Source organism: Kitasatospora sp. NPDC085464 (genome assembly GCF_044541955.1).
Classification (GTDB): domain Bacteria; phylum Actinomycetota; class Actinomycetes; order Streptomycetales; family Streptomycetaceae; genus Kitasatospora.
Window position 1 is genome coordinate 1 of the sequence record NZ_JBITTM010000089.1, and the last position, 14,863, is coordinate 14,863.

11 protein-coding genes are annotated in these 14,863 nt (G+C 73.8%); 7 read left to right on the forward strand and 4 right to left on the reverse strand.

Annotated elements, in window-relative coordinates; all coding sequences use genetic code 11:
- Positions 1-393: 393 nt before the first annotated feature.
- Together ACIGG8_RS41670 and ACIGG8_RS41675 are read right to left on the reverse strand one after the other, a co-directional pair.
- Complete coding sequence (locus ACIGG8_RS41670) at positions 394-1,254, reverse strand: DUF3592 domain-containing protein (RefSeq protein ID WP_396553796.1); 861 nt, start codon at positions 1,252-1,254, stop codon at positions 394-396.
- 77 nt (positions 1,255-1,331) lie between these two features.
- Positions 1,332-2,465, reverse strand: a complete 1,134-nt coding sequence (locus ACIGG8_RS41675) for a hypothetical protein (protein ID WP_396553797.1) — start codon at positions 2,463-2,465, stop codon at positions 1,332-1,334.
- A gap of 220 nt (positions 2,466-2,685) precedes the next feature.
- Here ACIGG8_RS41675 and ACIGG8_RS41680 point away from each other — a divergent pair, with 220 nt between their 5' ends.
- From ACIGG8_RS41680 to ACIGG8_RS41705, 6 genes are all read left to right on the forward strand, one after another.
- Positions 2,686-3,525 carry an SAM-dependent methyltransferase gene (locus ACIGG8_RS41680; protein WP_350525061.1) on the forward strand — a complete coding sequence of 280 codons (840 nt, stop codon included), beginning with the start codon at positions 2,686-2,688 and terminating at the stop codon, positions 3,523-3,525.
- Positions 3,526-3,956: 431 nt separating this feature from the next.
- Positions 3,957-6,656 carry a SpoIIE family protein phosphatase gene (locus ACIGG8_RS41685; protein ID WP_396553798.1) on the forward strand — a complete coding sequence of 900 codons (2,700 nt, stop codon included), beginning with the start codon at positions 3,957-3,959 and terminating at the stop codon, positions 6,654-6,656.
- 240 nt (positions 6,657-6,896) lie between these two features.
- On the forward strand, positions 6,897-8,126 hold the full coding sequence (locus ACIGG8_RS41690) for a hypothetical protein (protein ID WP_396553799.1): 1,230 nt from the start codon (positions 6,897-6,899) through the stop codon (positions 8,124-8,126).
- Positions 8,110-8,880 (forward strand): hypothetical protein, encoded by a 771-nt coding sequence (locus ACIGG8_RS41695; protein ID WP_396553800.1) that lies wholly within the window; start codon positions 8,110-8,112, stop codon positions 8,878-8,880. Before ACIGG8_RS41690 ends, ACIGG8_RS41695 begins: the two co-directional genes overlap by 17 nt.
- Positions 8,881-9,012: 132 nt before the next feature.
- Complete coding sequence (locus ACIGG8_RS41700) at positions 9,013-9,579, forward strand: serine hydrolase (RefSeq protein WP_396553801.1); 567 nt, start codon at positions 9,013-9,015, stop codon at positions 9,577-9,579.
- A gap of 145 nt (positions 9,580-9,724) precedes the next feature.
- The gene (locus ACIGG8_RS41705) at positions 9,725-10,627 is read left to right on the forward strand and encodes an oxidoreductase (RefSeq protein ID WP_396553802.1); all 903 of its coding nucleotides are present in this window, start codon (positions 9,725-9,727) and stop codon (positions 10,625-10,627) included.
- A 61-nt stretch (positions 10,628-10,688) separates the two neighbouring features.
- On the opposite strand, the gene ACIGG8_RS41710 is transcribed toward ACIGG8_RS41705, so the two are convergent.
- Together ACIGG8_RS41710 and ACIGG8_RS41715 are read right to left on the reverse strand one after the other, a co-directional pair.
- On the reverse strand, positions 10,689-11,246 hold the full coding sequence (locus ACIGG8_RS41710; protein ID WP_396553803.1) for a hypothetical protein: 558 nt from the start codon (positions 11,244-11,246) through the stop codon (positions 10,689-10,691).
- Between the two features lie 77 nt (positions 11,247-11,323).
- Positions 11,324-12,835: a protein kinase gene (locus ACIGG8_RS41715; protein ID WP_396553804.1), complete on the reverse strand. Its 1,512-nt coding sequence runs from the start codon at positions 12,833-12,835 to the stop codon at positions 11,324-11,326.
- 277 nt (positions 12,836-13,112) lie between these two features.
- On the opposite strand from ACIGG8_RS41715, the gene dacB reads away from it, so the two are divergent.
- Positions 13,113-14,726, forward strand: a complete 1,614-nt coding sequence (dacB, locus tag ACIGG8_RS41720) for a D-alanyl-D-alanine carboxypeptidase/D-alanyl-D-alanine-endopeptidase (protein WP_396553805.1) — start codon at positions 13,113-13,115, stop codon at positions 14,724-14,726.
- The last annotated feature ends 137 nt before the right edge of the window (positions 14,727-14,863 follow it).

Sequence of the window (14,863 nt, forward strand, 5' to 3'; positions counted from 1 at the left end):
TCCTCGGGTGCCATGGCCGACGCCGGTCCGGCCCTCGAACGGTCCGGCGGGCTCCGGTCGGCCGGCATGATCGACACCGCCACGGCGAGCAGAACAACGCAGAACAACCGGGACGGTCGGCCCTGCTTCCCACAGCGGCTTCCCGGCACCGGTGGACGGAAACCCCTGCCACGGCATTGCCGCAACGGGAGCCGCACAAGTGGATCTCACGACATGCCCCCGCCCCGACCACGAAGCGCAGTGTCGCCACACCCGGTCTTTCGGAGCCGTCGGCCGGTCTTCGCCTGCCGGCGACGGCGGGAGCTGACCGGACGGAGCCTTCGGGGTGCCATGCCGTAGCCGCCCCCTGTGGGCCCCGCCGCGGACGGCGGGGCCGACGGGGCCCGCTCCGGGTCAGAGCAGGACGACGCCCACGACGGCCGCCGCCGCGACGAGGACCAGGAACACCACGTTGACCGCGACGTCCGAGCGCACCGAGCGCTGCCGGGCCGCGTGGTCCAGCACGAACCGGGCCGGATCGTCCTCCGGGTAGTGCACCGTCAGCTCCCGCCCGTACGATCCGGCCGGGTCCGGCACCCCCGAGTCGCAGTGGGCGGTGACGGCCGCGCCCTCGCGGGTGGTGAACGCCACCACCGGCGTGATCGTGGTGGAGGTGCCGCCCTCCGCGTCGGTGCTGACGTCCCTGAGCACCGCGACGATCCGGCCCGGGACGGCGACCATCGACGCCAGCTGCTCGCGGCGGTGCCGGGCGTCGCGTACGTTCCCCGGCAGGTAGCAGACACCGACCAGGGCCCACGGCCCGCAGACGCCGACCAGCGCCCACGGCCAGCCCCGGTCGACCGAGGCGACGACCACCAGGCCGACGTAGATCAGGAAGAGCGCCGCGTTCGGCAGGCCCAGCCCGCGACCGCCCGCCTCCGGGTCGTCGCTGAACCGGTAGTCGTGCGGCCTCCCGCGCGGGTAGCTGACCCCGATCTCGCGGCCCGTCCACGCGGCGGTGATCAGCTCGCCGCGCTCACCGTCGTTCGTCACGGTGACCTCCGCACCGGAGGACGGCTCGCGGTAGGAGACCACCACCGCGATCCCCCCGCGCCGGGAGCCTCCGTGCCGGGGCTCCCGGACCCGCTCGATCCGCCCCCGCACCCGCACCATCCGCTGCGCCCTGGTCACCCCGGCCAGCGACCGGCCGTACCCCACCAGCGCCACCGCGCCCAGCACCGCGCACCACAGCGCCAGGTACCCGTGCCACCCCATGCGCCCATCCCTCCTGTCGCTCCGACCCCGTTGCCCCACCGGGCCGCACCGCGGCGGCCGGCCCCTCCGGCACGCCCTCAGCGGGCCGGGCTGCGCCGCACCACCACGCCCTGACCGTCCGCCTCCAGCGAGGCCGAGCCGCCGGCCCCGGCCACGCTGATCCTGATCGTGAGGGCGCCGGTCAGGCGTTCCGCGGAGAGCTGCCAGGTCTGCGGCGAGTCGACGCCGAGCGTGGTCCTGGCCTCCTCGACCAGCGCGGGCACCCGGTCGAAGGGCAGCGAGCGCGGGTCGAACGCCGGGGCGTCCGCCCCGGCGGGGGAGAACACGACCGTCAGCAGCTGCTCCTGCACGACGACGGTGAGCGCCGGCTTGCCGTCCCCGCCCGCGGTGAGCGACTCGACGGCCGCCCGCAGCGCGCCCCGGTCCAGCATCGACCGGCCCGGGCCGAAGGAGACCGTGCCGGAGGCCGAGGAGGTGACCGCACCCGTGACCTCACCCGTGACCGTGCCGGTGCTCGGCACCGTGCTCGTGCTCGTACTCGACGAGGTCACGGAGGCGGAGCGTCCGTCGGGCGCGTCGGTGTCCTTCCCGAACAGCTCGGCGCGCAGGAGCAGGACCACGGCGGCGGCGCCGAGCACCACCCCGAGGAGGGTGACGAGGCTCCAGGCGCAGCCGTCCTGGCGGTCGGCTGCCACGGCCGGCCCGGGCGCCGATTCCAGGACGGCGCCGGCCGCCCGCTCCTCCCACTCCGGGGTCGGCCGCTTCACGATCCGCACCAGCCACGGCCGGTCCGGCGGGTACCGGACCACAAGGACCGCGCCCGCCCGGTGGTCGCGCAGCTCGGAGACGTGCACGTCCTGGGTGATCCGGATGCGGAAGGCCGGCGCCCGGTCCGGGGCGACGGTGAGGTCGAAGCGCACCGGGACGTCCGTCTCCTCGCCCTTCTGCACCTCCAGCCCGTCGATCAGTGCCAGCGCCGTACGGGGCGCCAGGGCCCCCTCCCGGGCCCGGCGCGGCGCGCCGGCGAGGCGGAACAGCAGCCCGTACGCCGCGAGCAGGGCCGGACCGGCGACGATCAGCGGCACCTTCCCGAGGGTGCAGCCGCCGACGAAGGCGGCCAGCGACACCCCGACCACACCACCCGTCAGGAATCCCCTGGCGAGGTCGACGGGAGTGGCACCGGTGGGCGGCGCGACCGTGGTGGTTGTCATACGGGTGATTCTGTCGGCCCCGGGTGCCTACCGACAGGGGTCGGTGCGCGCTCGATGGATCCTCTCTCCGGCCCCCGGACGCCGGACCCCGGACCCCGGAGAGAATCTCCGGGTACTACCACCTTGCCCGCCTCACCTGTCACACTACTGACCGTACGTCAAGTCATATCGTCCTTTCGGCCCTGGTGTGGTCGTGGGGAGAGAGCGGGGAGCGGCGGCGATGAACGTGGAAGACCAGGGCCTGGAGAAGCCGCTCAGCACCGTCATACGGCAGGACATACCGCACAGCGCCCGCATGTACGACTGGTTCCTCGGCGGCAAGGACCACTACGAGGTGGACCGCGAGGCCGCCGAGCGCGTGCTCACGGTGTTCCCGACCATGCGGATCGCGGTCTGGGCGAACCGGGCGTTCATGCACCGGGCGACCCGGACGCTGGCGCAGCGGGGCCTGCGCCAGTGGTTGGACGTCGGCACGGGCATCCCCACCTCCCCGAACCTGCACGAGGTCGCGCAGTCGGTGGCTCCCGAGGCGCGGGTGGTCTACGCGGACAACGACCCGATCGTGCTGGCGCACTCGCGGGCGCTGATGACCAGCGCACCCGAGGGGCGGACGGCGTACGTCCACGGCGACGTGCGGGATCCGGACACCATCCTGAACGCCCCCGAGGTGGCGCGGACGCTCGACCTGGGGCAGCCGGTCGTGCTCTCCATGGTGGCGCTGCTGCACTTCGTCCCGGACCTCGGTGAGGCACGCGCGATCGTGGAGCGGCTCCTGAAGCCGCTGCCGTCGGGCTCGGCGCTGGTGCTCTCGCACGCCACGGCGGAGCTGGACCCGGAGGGCGCGCCGATGGTGCAGGAGATCTACAACAAGGCGGGCACCACGCTGCGGCTGCGGCCCCGCGCCGAGTTCGAGACCCTCTTCGACGGGCTGGAGCTGCTGGAACCGGGAGTCGTGCCCGCACACCGCTGGCGCCCGGACGAGGACGCCCCCGGCCGACTGCCGGACGGGGTCACGGACGCCCAGGTGTCGTTCTACGCGGGTGTCGCCGTCAAGCACTAGTCGGCTCACGGACCGTGACCGCGCCACCCGCTGGTGACGCGGTCCGGGACCACCCCGGCAACCGTCTCCCGGCGCCCGCGCTCCCCCGGCCGCCCGCTGAAGCCGCGCGGCCGGACTGCCGGGCGGCCGTGCGGCCTCGCGCGCTGACCTGCGGGTTCCGGGCGACGGAGGGCCGGCGGCGCGACCCGCCGCGCTCTCCCCCACGGCTCCCGGGCGGTCCGCTGCCGACGGCCGACGCCCCGGACACGACGTGCGGTCGCTGACTGGGCGGGTAGGAGTCGCGTATGCGCACATTCCGCTCCATGTGGCCGCCGGGCGGTCGGCCGCGGCGCGGGCACCGCCCTCCGCCGCCCCCGTCGGCCGAGAACCCGCAGCCGACCGGCCGACGGCCCGCACGGACGCGACCGACCTCGCACTTCGGCCCGCGGAGCGTGGCCGGTCAGACCTTCCTCTGGCAGCTGGCGGTCCTGCTGCTGCTCGCCGTGGTCGGCGGGACCGTCCTGGTGCTCAAGACCGTCAACGACGCCCAGAACGACGCCCGGCACAGGTCGCTCGCCGTCGCGACGGGCTTCGCGCAGGCTCCGGGCCTGGCGCAGGCGCTGCAGTCGCCCGACCCCACCGCGGCGCTCGGGCCCCTCGCCCTGGCGGCCCAGCAGGGTTCCGGCGTCGACTTCGTCGACGTGCTGAGTACCGGCGGGATCCGCTACACCGACCCGGTGCCCGGCCTGATCGGCCGGCGCGCACAGGGCGACATCGCCCGGGCGGCGGCCGGGCAGTCCTTCACCGAGGTCTTCACCGGCTCCCCGCAGTCCGCGGTCCGGGCGCTCGTCCCCGTCAAGGACGCGAACGGCACCGTGGTCGGCCTGGTCTCCACCGGCGTGCAGACCACGGGCATCAGCGCCACCGTGAACCGCCAGCTGCCGGTGCTGCTCGGCGCCGCGGCCGGCGCGCTGGTCCTCGCCGCCGGCGGGGCGGTCCTGGTGAGCACCCGGTTGCGCCGCCAGACCCACGGCCTGGGCCCGATCGAGATGACCCGGATGTACGAGCACCACGACGCCGTACTGCACGCGGTCCGCGAAGGCGTCCTGATCCTGGACGCCGACCACCGGCTGGTACTGGCCAACGACGAGGCGCAGCAGCTGCTCGCCCTGAGCCCGGACGCGCAGGGCCGGCGGGTGGACGAGCTGGGGCTGGACCCGGGCATGGCCGAACTGCTGGCCTCCGGGCGGACCGTCACCGACGAGGTGCACCCGGCCGGGGACCGGCTGGTGGCCGTCAACCTCCGACCGATGACCGTCCGTAGCGGGCCCGCCGGTCTCGTGGCGACCCTGCGGGACACCACCGAGCTGCGCGCGGTGGCCGGCCTGGCCGAAGCGACCCGGGAGCGGCTGCGGCTGCTGTACGACGCGGGCGCCCGGATCGGCACCACCCTGGACGTCACCGGCACGGCACAGGAGCTGGCGGACGTGGCGGTGCCCCGGCTCGCCGACTTCGTCAGTGTCGACCTGCTGGACGGCGTCGCGGGCGGCCGGGAGCCCGCGCCCGGACCGGTCACCGACGGCGTACTGCGCCGGGCGGCACACCAGTCCGTGCTGGCGGGCGTGCCGGAGGCCGTGGTCCGCGTGGGCGAGATCGACGTCCTCCCGCCGGACTCGCCCCCGCTGCGCAGCCTGGCGACCGGGCGTTCCGGGCTGCACCAGGCGCAGGACACGGCCGTCACGACGTGGCTGGCCGAGGATCCCCGGCGGGCCGCGAACAGCCGTGCGTACGGCTTCCACTCCTGGCTCCAGGTTCCGGTGATCGCCCGGGGCACCACCCTGGGCGTGGTGGAGTTCGTCCGCTTCCGGAACGGCGAGCCGTTCCGGTCCGAAGACCTGGCGCTGGCCGAGGAACTGGTGTCCAGGGCTGCGGTCGCGGTGGACAACGCCCGGCGCTTCGCCCACGAGCGCGGCACGGCGCTCACCCTGCAGCGCAGCCTGCTCCCGCGACGGCTGCCGGTGCACTCCGCCGTGGAAGCCGCCTTCCGGTACCTGCCGGCCGACCCCCGGCTCGGCGTGGGCGGCGACTGGTTCGACGTGATCCCGCTCTCCGGCGCACGGGTGGCGTTGGTGGTCGGCGACGTGGCCGGGCACGGCCTGCGGGCATCCGCCACGATGGGCCAGCTGCGCTCGGCCGTGCGGACCCTCGCCGACGTGGACCTCCCGCCGGACGAGCTGCTCACCCAGCTCGACGACCTGGTCATCCGACTGGCCTCCGAGACCGCGACGGACCCGGACGCGGGCACAGTGACGGACCCGGACACGGACACCGCGACGGACCCGCACGCGGACACCGCCGGGGAGGTCACCGCCGGGGAGGTCACCGCCACCTGCCTCTACGCCGTGTACGACCCGGTGTCGGGCCGCTGCACGCTGGCCACCGCAGGCCATCCGGCCCCCGTGCTGGCCGGCACGGGCCGCGACCCGGTCGTCCTCCGGCTGCCCGCCGGTCCCCCGCTCGGGCTGGGCGGGCTGCCCTTCGAAGCCGTCGACACCGAACTGCCGGAGGAGAGCCTGCTCGCCCTGTACACCGACGGCCTGGTCGCGACCCGGCGCCGCTCGGTCGACACCGGCCTCGACGCCCTGCGGCGCGCCCTCCCTCCCGTGGACGATTCGCTGGAATCCCTGTGCGACCGGATCGTCGACGCCCTGCCGCCCGGCAACCCCGCCGACGACGCCACCCTGCTGCTGACCCGGGTCCGGCGCCTGGACCCCCGCCGGGTCGCAACCTGGACGGTGCCCGCCGACTTCGCGCAGGTCGCCACCGTCCGCGTCGACGCCGTCCGCCGGCTGACGGCCTGGGGTTTGGCGGACGCCGCCTTCGTCACCGAACTGGTCGTCAGCGAACTCGTCACCAACGCCATCCGCTACGGCAGCGAACCGATCCGCCTACGGCTCATCCACGACCGCTCACTCATCTGCGAGGTCTCCGACACCGGCAGCACCGCCCCCCACCTGCGCCGGGCCCGCACCTTCGACGAGGGCGGCCGGGGCCTGCTGCTGGTCGCCCAGCTCACCCAGCGCTGGGGCACCCGGCAGACGGGGACGGGCAAGACCATCTGGTGCGAACAGGACCTCGGCGAGGACACCTAAGGTCCCCGACCCCTGACGCCCCTGACACCCCGACCGTACGGAGGACCTCACCCCGCCGGAACCGGCGTGCCGGAACTTCGTTGCCCGCCGTCAAGGCCCCGTGAGAGCATCGGGATTCGGCGGTCCGGCTCCTTCCGTTGCGTTGCGTTGCGCGACGCAACGGACGAAGGAGTGCGGGCCGTTGCCGTGTCCACGGTTTCGAGGAGTCCCGCCGATGTCCGCGAATGGCAGGTGCCGTTGATGTCCGCACCAGAGCCGGCAGAGGCCTGCATCGAGGATGCGGGAAACATCCTGGTTGCGCCTCCGGCGCTGCAGGACGACGACGTGGTCAGGGACTTCTTCGGGTCCACCGTCACCCCGGAGGAGTTCGCCTCCGGTCCTGCCGACCTCGCGCAGCGGACCGTCTACCTGTGCGGCGACGTGTCCGGGATCGACGCCCGCCGACTGCGGACGGCTGCCCGGGTGTTCGTCGTCCGGGAACTGTCCCACGGCTACCGGGAGGGCGGCGGCGCACCGTGGACCGTCGTCGGCCTCGGCCGGGTCCCGGTCCGCGTGCACGGTGTCGGCGTGTACTACCACCGCTTCTTCGAACCCGGCGCCGATCACTTCGGACGGATCCGCGCGGAGCACGCGTTCCAGTCCCTGACGGAGTCCACCAAGCCCGGAACGGCCCACCGCACCGGCATCTACCTCACGCCCGTCACGCGCGACGGTGACGACCTGCACTTCCGCCTGCTCCGGTGCTCCACGAACCTCTCGGGGCCGACCGAGGGCTTCCGTCCGACCGACACCGACATCGTCGAGGCGCTGAACCGCGAGGCCGCCGCCGTCTTCCGGAACGCGGCACCGCTGAACCACGTCCTCGCGCAGATCTACCACAACACCCTGGCGACGGCCGAGCGCAAGCAGTCCAAGGCCAGGATCTCGGCCCACGCCGACAAGACCAAGGACATGCCCGTCAACGGCATCATGGCCTTCTGCACCTTCTACGACGGGCTCGACAGGCTGCAGCCCCTGGCCGGGGACGCCTTCGACCACGGTGTGAAGGGTGCCAGCGGGCTGACCAGCCTCCGCTTCCGCCTCAAGGAGCCGGCCGAAGGACGTGACGGTGCCGCGCTCCCGGCGCAGTTCACCGTGACCCTCCATCCCGGTTCGGTGTTCTTCGTGCCGCTGTCCACCAACCGCCTCTACACGCACGAGATCCGGCCCTCGGCCCTGGACGCCGAGCTGCTCCCGACCCGTCTGGGATACGTGGTGCGCTGTTCGAACGCCGAGGCCGTCCACACGAACGGCCGGACCTTCCTCAAGGTGGGCGACGAGCGGGTGGAGCTGGGGCCGCCCACGCCGGACGGCATGGACGAGCTGCGCAGGCTCTACGCCGAGGAGAACAGGACCTCGTCCTTCGTCGACTACGGCGGGGAACTCCTCTTCAGCATGAACACCGGAGACTACGTTGCCCCCCGGATCTAGGGCCTCGGACGACGTCCGCTCGTTCGTCGTGCCGACCGAGGACGACACCTTCGCGGAGCTGTCCGCGTCGGTGCGCTGGGAGGACGTGGGAAAGGGCCGGAGAGGCGCCGTGCTCGCCAAGGCCGACGAGGCGGGCGGTGTGCCGCTCGTCCGCACCACCACGCGGTACGGCAGCCCGGCGCAGCTGTTCCGGCCCGTGCACGATCGGCTGGCGCAGCGGATCCGGGAACGCGCGGGGCTTCCGGTCGGCTTCGACAACGCCCTCGTCGAGAGCTACACGAACGCCTACCGGACCATGGGCGGCCATTCCGACCAGGCCCTGGATCTGGCCGACGACTCGTTCATCGCCGTCTTCTCCTGCTACCGCCATCCCGAAGCGGGACCGCCGCGAAAGCTGATCTTCGAATCGAAGGATCCCGGTGGCGAGACGTTCGAGATCCCCCTCGTCCACCACGGTGTCGTCGTCTTCTCCGTCGACGCGAACCGGCGGCTCCGGCACAGGATCGTCCTGGACGCCCCCGGCCCGACGGCGGACAACCAGTGGCTGGGCGTGACGTTCCGGACGTCCAAGACCCTCGTGCGGTTCCGCGACGGACAGGCGTACCTCTCCCAGGGTGCGCGCCTCACGGCGGCCGACGACGAGCAGAGGGACGAGTTCTACCGACTGCGGCGCCGTGAGAACAGGGAACCGGACTTCGTCTACCCCCCGCTGACGTACACCGTCAGCGCGAGCGACCTGATGCCGCCCGTCTGACACGGCGGACCGTCGAGCAGCACACGTGGACCGGACGTGCTCCCCGCCCACCGTCCTGCGGTGGCGGCGCCGGGGTGCGGATCCCAGGGTCGGGCCAGGGGCGGTCCAGGGTCGTTGTCAGGGTGATCACCGATGGCAACGGCGGCGGTGCGCGGCAGGGTTGACGCACGCCCGTCCACACCGTTCTCCGCCGAACTGGACCGCAGGATCATCCGGCCGCTGCACTTGGCCCACACCGCACTGCCCGCCGCCGACGACCCGACCATCCCCTCGCCCCACGCGCAGGTGCGCGTCGACGGGCAGGACGTGACCGAGCAGAGCCCGTACCCGTGGGCCGAAGGCGGCATGATCTCCACCGCCGCCGACCTCGACCGCTTCGTCACCGCGCTGTTCCGGGGCCGTCTCCTCCCGCCCGCCCGGCAGAAGCTGGTCTTCGAGGTGCCGGACGTGCCGAGCGCCGCGGACAACACGAACTGCGTCGGCGGAACGGCCTGTTACAGCCTCGGCGGACTCCTGCGCCACCAGCTCCCGAACGGCGAGTACGCCTGGGGCAAGACCGGTTCGCGACCCGGCTGGGACAACGGGGTCTTCGCCACCCGCGACCTCCGGCACCGCGTGGTGTACTCGCTGAACCCGACGGGAGCCGGCAACGACCTCCCGTACATCAGGGCGATCGTCGACGCCGCGCTCACCGGCTGACCGCCGAACCGTACAACGGTCGGACACCGACGGTTCGTTCCCGCTGGTGGAGTGACGTTCCGCGCTGCGTCCCGGCCTGTCGCCGGGCCCCGCGGCTACTCCATACTCCAGGACCGGCCTGATGACCCGACAGCGGAGGAGTGCGATGAGTTCGGCAGCGGACGCAGGAACGTGGAAGCTCGGAGACCTGGAGGTGAACCGGATCGGCTACGGCACGATGCGGTTGACCGGCAACGGCATGCTGGGCAACTCCGACGGCCCGCCGATCGACCGCCGTGCCGCGGTCGGCCTGCTGCACCGCGCGTTCGAGCAGGGCGTGAACCACGTCGACACGGCGGCCTTCTACTTCTCGCCGCTGCGCTCCGCGAACGAGCTCGTCGGCCGGGCCCTGAGCGCCTGGCACGGCGACGTGGTCGTGGCGACCAAGGTCGGCCCGTGGCGGGACCCGTCCGGCGCGTGGCACACGGCCCGGCCCGACGAGCTGCGCGGCCACGTGGAGGAGAACCTGCGCCAGCTCGGCCGGGACTGCCTGGACGTGGTGAACCTGCGCCGCAACGGCCCTGGGACGGCCTCGATCGCGGAGCACTTCGGCGCCCTCGCCGAGCTGCGCGAGGCGGGGCTCGTCCGGCACCTCGGGCTCTCCAACGTGCGGCCGGCCCACGTGGCCGAGGCGCGGGCGATCGCACCCGTGGTCTGTGTGCAGAACGCCTACGGGCTGGACTCGCGCCGCGCCGACGAGAACGGGCTGGTGGACCTCTGCGGGGAGCAGGGCATCGCCTTCGTCCCGTTCTTCGCCGTCTCCGGCCTGCGGCGGGAGGCCGGCGCGGGCCTGGAGCAGGACGCACGGGTCCGCTCGATCGCCCGCGCCCACGGCGCGACACCGGCCCAGGTGCGGCTGGCCTGGACCCTCCACCGCGGCCCGCACGTGCTGGCCATCCCCGGCACCGCGAACCCCGCGCACCTCGCCGAGAACATCGCCGCCGGCGCGTTGCGCCTGACCCCGGAGGAGCTGGCCCTGCTCGACGCCCGCCACGAGGACGCCGCGTGAATCCCGGGCGGCGCGCGACGCCCCCCGCCCGGCATCGGTAAGCCGGGCGGGGCGGCCCTCGTCAGTCCCCGGTGACGCCGGGCACTCCGGCCGGGGCGTCCAGGCCGTAGCGGGCGACGTGCTCCGGGTTCGCCGGGTCGATCGTCCGGACGCCCTCGGCGGCCAGCCGCTCGTTGATCTCCGCGAGGTGTTCCCGGACGAGCTGCTTCTCGGCGTCGGTGGTGCGGCCCTTGTGCGGCCGGCCGGCGTGGTCCAGCGTCGCGTAGTTGACCCGCTCCTTGGCGGCGCGCGACGCGACGGCCTGGCCCGGGATCGACCGGGCGACCGGCTTGGCGCCCTGCAGCACCTCGGCCATCGGCGCCGCCGAGGCCAGCCGGTCGAACGCCTCGGCCTCCAGCACGACCGTCCGCGGCCCGTCCGAGCCCGGGTGGTGCAGCTCGATCGTCACCAGGTCGAGCGCCAGCTCCTCCACGTCGGCCACCTCACCGGCGAGAGCCTCGATCTCCACCGGCCCGTCCGCCAGGTCGGGGTGCCGGTGGACCACGATGCGCACCAGGTCGTCGTCGTCCTCCACGTGCTTGCCGGTCAGGTCCGAGAACCGGATGATCTTCTGGCCCATGTCTGCCTCGCCTCTCCTGCCTTGTCGTCCGCGAAGAGCCTACGCCCGGATGATCTTCGTCCGGCCCGGCGTCCGCCTCATGCGGGGCGGCGCCCGCCGGGGACCCTCCACCACAGGAGCCAGACACCGGTGGAGACGATCAGCGAGTTCACCCCGATCGGGCCTGGCCAGGGGCTGAAGCCGTCCCGGCCGAGCCACCAGAAGATGTGCCAGTTGTGCGTCAGGACGTAGAGCACGACGACGTCGAAGACGAAGAACAGCGCCCAGGCCGGCGCCGGGTGGAGGCGCCACCGGGGCGCGGCGTGCACGGAGGAGATCACGGCCGTGGTGGCGACCACGGCCGGGTAGTAGGAGGGCGGCAGGTCCCGCAGGTAGTTCCACGGCAGCACCAGGCCGACGGCCCACAACAGCACCATGCTGCCGAGGAAGCGCACCAGGCGGGCCACGGCCGGGCTGCTCCCGGAGGCCGCGGGGTTCCCGCCGGTGGCCGGCGTCACGGTCGGCGCCGCGGTCGGTGCTCCGACCGGCGCCGCGGTCGGCGGGTAGGGCGCGGCCGACGGGTAGGGCGCGGCCGGCGGGTAGGGCGCGGCCTGCTGCCCGGGCACCCAGCCGCCGCCCGGCGTCGACACCTGCGGCGGGAGCGGGCCGAGCACCGACCGCAGCGGTTTGGCCGGCGACTCCGGCAGCCGGTAGACCGGGGGCGGCCCGAACCCGGCGGGCCCCGACCCGTCGGCCTGCGGCGGCGGCGGGACGAACGCCGGGGCCTCGCCGCCTCGCGCCACCGACTCCAGCGCCGCGAGCGCCTGTTCCGCCGTCAGCCGCTGCGCCGGGTCCTTGGTGAGCAGCCCGGCGAGCACCGGTGCGAGCGCGTCGGCCCGTTCGGTCGGGCGCGGCGGCCGGGTGACGACGGCGATGCACAGTGCGCTGAACGTCTCCGCGTGGAACGGCGCCTGACCCTCCACCGCCGCGTACAGCGTCGCACCGAGCGACCACAGGTCGTTGGCGGCCGTCGGCGGCTTGCCCTCCAACTGCTCGGGGGCCATGTACGCGGGGGTGCCGATGACGGCGCCGGTGCGGGTGAGCGCGGTGGTCGCGTCGGCCATGTGGGCGATGCCGAAGTCGGTGATGACGACCCGCTCGTCCATCAACAGGACGTTGTCCGGCTTGAGATCGCGGTGGACGATCCCCGCCGCGTGCGCCTGGTGCAAGGCCTTGAGCATCGCGATGCCGATCTCGGCCACCCGCCGGACCGGGAGGGCGCCCTCCCGGGCGAGCACCGCGGCGAGCGAGGCGCCGGTCACGTACTCCATGACGATCACCGGCGCGCCCTCGTGCTCGACCACGTCGTGCACGGTGACGATGCCCGGGTGGTTGAGCCGCGCCGCGGCGAGGGCCTCGCGCAGCGTGCGCTGGAGGAGGTGCTCGCGCTCGTCGTCGCCGACGCCCGCCGGCAGGAGCACCTCCTTCACCGCGACGTCCCGCCCGAGGGTCTCGTCCCACCCCCGCCACACGCGGCCCATGCCGCCCTGCCCGATGAGGTCGTGAAGGCGGTAACGGCCCCCGACCACTGCCCCGTTCGTTGCTGTCACGGGCCCATACCTTAGTGCCGCGGCCCGGCCCCGGGACATGCCACGGGCGGGCCGGTCGAGAACCGGCCGCGCGCCGGGACGGGAGTCCTCCCACCCGTGGCGCCCGCACCGCCGCCGACGATCGGCTGACCGCTGGACTTTCCCGCCACACACCGTCAGCGCGCCCACGCCTACCGGGAAGTAGTCCGTCCGGGTTCCTACGATCCGCCCCATGAACAGCCGGTCCGCGCCGGTTCGCGCCGGGCCTGCCGACCCCCTGAGACGACGGGACGCACAGATGAGACGAACGCTCCGCGGCCGCCTTCCGGCCTGGGCCGCCGCCGGCGCCACGCTGGCCGCCCTGGCGGGCACGATCGCCGCGCCCCCGGCGGCGGCGCACGACGACGACCTCGGGCCCGCCATCGAGGCGATCATGCACAAGCCCGGCTACGAGCACGCGCAGTGGGGTGTGCTGGAGACCGACCCCGAGACCGGCCAGGTGTTCCACTCGCGGTTCGCGAACCAGTTCTTCGTCCCCGGCTCGACGGCCAAGCTCGTCACCATCTCGGGCGCCTGGCACACGCTCGGCCCCGACCACCGCTTCACCACCCCTGTCATGGCCACCGGCACCCGCACCGGCTCGACCCTCGACGGCAACCTCGCGCTGGTCGCGCAGGGCGACCTCACGATGGGCGGCCGGACCAGGCCCGACGGGACGGTGGACTACACCCCCATCGACCACACCAGCGCCAACGACCTGCCCGGCGCCACCCTCACGCCCGAGAACCCGCTCGCCGGCCTGGACATGATCGCCCACCAGGTCCGGGACGCCGGCCTCACCCGGGTCAACGGGGACGTCGTCGTCGACCCGCGGCTGTTCACCCCGCCGGACCTGGACCCGCAGCCGACCCCGCTGATCATCAACGACAACGTCATCGACCTGCTCACCACCCCCACCGCCCCCGGCCGGACAGCCCAGCTCATGTGGCGTCCCCAGGTCGCCCCCTACCAGGTCACCTCCACGGTGCAGACGGTGGCGGCCGGCGGCCCGACGAACATCCAGGTCTCGGCCTCCCCCGACGGCACGCAGATCAGCCTGTCCGGCACCATCGCGGCCGACGCGCAGCCCGTCCTGCGGATCTCGAACGTCAAGGACCCGAACGCCTTCGGCCGCACCGCCCTGATCGAGGCGCTCGCCCGGGCCGGGGTCTCCGTGAGCGCCGACCCGACCGGTCCGAACCCGGACGGCAAGCTGCCGGCCTCCTACGACGGCGACCCGCAGGTCGCGGCGTACGTCTCCCCGCCGTACAGCCAGTACGCCAAGCTGATCCTCAAGGTCAGCCACAACCTGGGCGCCAACCTGGCCCTGTGCAACATGGCCGTGACGCGCGGGAGCAAGGACTGCTTCGACGGCTTCGGCGTCGAGCACGACTTCCTCGTCGACGTGGCCCACGTCGACCCGACGCAGTTCCAGCTCGCCGACGGGCGCGGCGGCGTCTTCCAGGACCGCGCCACGCCCATCGGCCTGGACCAGCTGCTCGGCTACTGGCTGCACACCCCCGACGCGGACGCCTTCCGCCACGCCCTGCCGATCCTCGGCGTCGACGGCTCGCTGGCGATCTCGTGCACCACCGACTGCCCGGCCAAGGGCAAGGTGTTCGCCAAGCCCGGCACCATCGTCGGCGCGGACGACCTGAACCAGCGGATCGCCTACAACGCCGAGAACCTGGCGGGCTACCTGGAGACGGACGACGGCTGCCTGCACCTCTTCTTCGTCGGCGTGAACGGCGCTTCGGCCACCGACATCAACGACGTCATCCGCATCTTCGACGACGTCAACCAGATCGCCGCCCTGCTCCAGGAGCAGGCTTCGGGCGGGCACCGCGCCCCGGCGGGCGGGAACGCCTCCTGATCCTGCCGGGTTCCGGCGCCCGGGGAGGCGGGGGGGGCCCGGGGGCCCCCCCCCCCCCCCCCCGGGCCCCCCCCCCCCGCGCCCCCCGCCCCCCCCCCCCGGGGAGGGGGGGAAGGGGGGGGGGTGGGGGGGGGGTT

Coding starts and splice junctions, on each gene's coding strand:
- ACIGG8_RS41670 (WP_396553796.1), bottom strand. CDS start 1,254: ATGGGGTGGCACGGGTACCTGGCGCTGTGGTGCGCGGTGCTGGGCGCG.
- ACIGG8_RS41675 (WP_396553797.1), bottom strand. CDS start 2,465: ATGACAACCACCACGGTCGCGCCGCCCACCGGTGCCACTCCCGTCGAC.
- ACIGG8_RS41680 (WP_350525061.1), top strand. CDS start 2,686: ATGAACGTGGAAGACCAGGGCCTGGAGAAGCCGCTCAGCACCGTCATA.
- ACIGG8_RS41690 (WP_396553799.1), top strand. CDS start 6,897: ATGTCCGCACCAGAGCCGGCAGAGGCCTGCATCGAGGATGCGGGAAAC.
- ACIGG8_RS41700 (WP_396553801.1), top strand. CDS start 9,013: ATGGCAACGGCGGCGGTGCGCGGCAGGGTTGACGCACGCCCGTCCACA.
- ACIGG8_RS41705 (WP_396553802.1), top strand. CDS start 9,725: ATGAGTTCGGCAGCGGACGCAGGAACGTGGAAGCTCGGAGACCTGGAG.
- ACIGG8_RS41710 (WP_396553803.1), bottom strand. CDS start 11,246: ATGGGCCAGAAGATCATCCGGTTCTCGGACCTGACCGGCAAGCACGTG.
- dacB (WP_396553805.1), top strand. CDS start 13,113: ATGAGACGAACGCTCCGCGGCCGCCTTCCGGCCTGGGCCGCCGCCGGC.